Genomic DNA, 2,147 nt, shown 5'->3' with positions numbered 1-2,147 from the left:
CCCGACCCTGTTCCCGACTCCGGACGCGGTCTGGAAGGCCACCCGCGAGGCGGTCTCCGACGGCTCGCTCTGGAGCAACATCGGAATCAGCGTGCGGCGTGTGCTCGAGGGCTGGCTGCTCGGCAGCGCGATCGCGATCCCGCTGGGTGTCCTGGCCGGCACCTCACGGATCGTGCGCGCCGTCCTGGATCCGTACATCCATTTCTTCCGCGCCGTCCCGGCGCTGGCGCTGGTGTCGCTGTTCCTGCTCTGGTTCGGCATCGGCGAGACGTCGAAGGTGTACCTCATCGCTTGGGCCTGCATCTTCACCGTGATCGTCACCACGGCCGAGGCCGCCTCAGGAGTGTCGCGGGACAAGATCGACGCGGCGCGCTGCTTCGGTGCCAGCCGCAGCCAGACCCTGTGGCAGGTGATCGTGCCGGCGACGGTGCCGGGCATCTTCACCGGAATGCGACTGGGGCTGTCGACCGCGTACCTCGTCGTCGTCGCCTCCGAGGCGCTCGCCGCCAACAGCGGTATCGGCTGGCTGGTGTGGAATGCCCGCACCTACTTCCGCACGGACCAGATCTTCCTGGGCGTCTTCTGTTTCGGCGTGCTGGGATTCGTCTCCGACCGCATCTGGCGGCTCCTGGGGCGCACGGTGTTCAGCAGGTTCCTGCGCGCGAGGGGCACTTACTGATGCCTTCGCCCGGGCTCCGCCCCGTGGTCACCGTCGGCTCGATCGACGAAGACGTGAAAGCGATAGACGAAGACGTCAAGGCGATCGACGAAGACGTGAAAGCGAACAGCGAAGACGTGAAAGCGAACATGGAGGAAACCATGCCGAGGCGCCGTACCGTGCATCGCCACATGCCCACCCGCGGCCGGTCCGCCGCCGCGCTCGCCGCTCTCGTTCTCGCCGCGAGTGGCGCGGTCGTACCCGCGTACGCCACCGAGACGCCCGGCACATCGCCGTCCGCTGCCCGGGCATGCGCTCCCGACGCCCATGTGACGGGCTACAGCGACGCGCTCGACAAGCGGACCCTCGACGGTGTCGGCATCGGCGGCCTGTCGGCACTCGCCTACGACTCCCGAAACCGGGCCTGGGCCTCCGTGATGGATCACAGCCCGTCCGCCCGGCTGTGGTTCTTCACTCACCCGGAAGACCCGCGGGCCACCGGCACGCTGGTCCTGAGGCAGCCCGACGGAACGCCCTATGGGAACAACTTCGACGGTGAGGGCTTGACCGTGCTGCCGGGCGGCGACTACCTGGTCTCCTCCGAGACCGAGCCGTCCATCCGGATCTTCGGCCGCGACGGCGTGGAACGCGACCGTCTGGAGGTGCCGGACCGGTTCCGCGTGGCCCCGGACGGCGAGGCGTCCTTCAACGCCACCCTCGAAGGACTCACCGTCTCGCCCGACGGAAGGTACGTCTACGCGGCCATGGAAGGGGCTCTCAGCGGCGACGCACCGGCCTCCGGCGAGGCGCGCGACCGGCGCATACTCGTCTACCGCGCCGACCGGCACGGGAAGTACCGGCTGGACCGGCAGATCGGTTACCAGGTCGACGCCGGAAACCGCGTCGCCGAGGTCACCGCATACGGCAGGACCGGACTGCTGGTCCTGGAAAGCTGGTGGCAGGAGGGCGTGGGCAACAAGATCGAGGTGTACGCCGTCCCGGACGTCCGTCGGCCCGTGGACGTCTCACGCACCGCGAACCTGTCGACCGTGCCTGCGGGAAAGCTGGCCACCAAGAAGCTGGTGGTCGACGTCACCTCCTGCCCCACGGGCGGTGCGACCAACCCGGGCCCGCAGATCAACCCGCTGCTGGACAACTACGAAGGCATGGCTGTAAACCCCCTGCCCGGGCGGCACGGCACCGCGACACTGCGCCTGATCAGCGACGACAATCTCACCAGTACCCAGGTCACCCGCCTGCTCACGCTAACGGTGCACCTGCCGACCGCCGCGAAACAGGTGATCGCCGCGCATTGAAGGACCGAGCAGCCGGTGCGGGCGTGCGGGCGAAGTCCCTGCCGTCGGCCGTCAAGGAGACGGCAGGGACCTGCGTCGGAACTCGGGTACCGCTACCGGGATTCATTCGCAGTGCTCCGGCCTTCAGGCCGGGGGTGAAGCGAATCTGATGACGGCGACGCGGAGCGTCGCGG

Annotated in this window: 2 protein-coding genes; both read left to right on the top strand. The window is 68.7% G+C overall.

What is annotated here, in order from left to right; all coding sequences use genetic code 11:
• A partial coding sequence (locus AB0J04_RS45920; RefSeq protein WP_363174691.1) for an ABC transporter permease occupies positions 1 to 679 on the top strand: 679 nt, incomplete at its 5' end.
• Positions 679 to 1,974 (top strand): esterase-like activity of phytase family protein, encoded by a 1,296-nt coding sequence (locus tag AB0J04_RS45915; RefSeq protein WP_363174690.1) that lies wholly within the window; start codon positions 679 to 681, stop codon positions 1,972 to 1,974. The genes AB0J04_RS45920 and AB0J04_RS45915, both read left to right, overlap by 1 nt.
• Positions 1,975 to 2,147: the final 173 nt, after the last annotated feature.

It is taken from the genome of Streptomyces sp. NPDC050263, assembly GCF_040655955.1.
Classification (GTDB): Bacteria; Actinomycetota; Actinomycetes; order Streptomycetales; family Streptomycetaceae; genus Streptomyces.
Note: the sequence above shows the minus strand (reverse complement) of the source record. Positions and strands in the feature narration are given on the sequence as shown.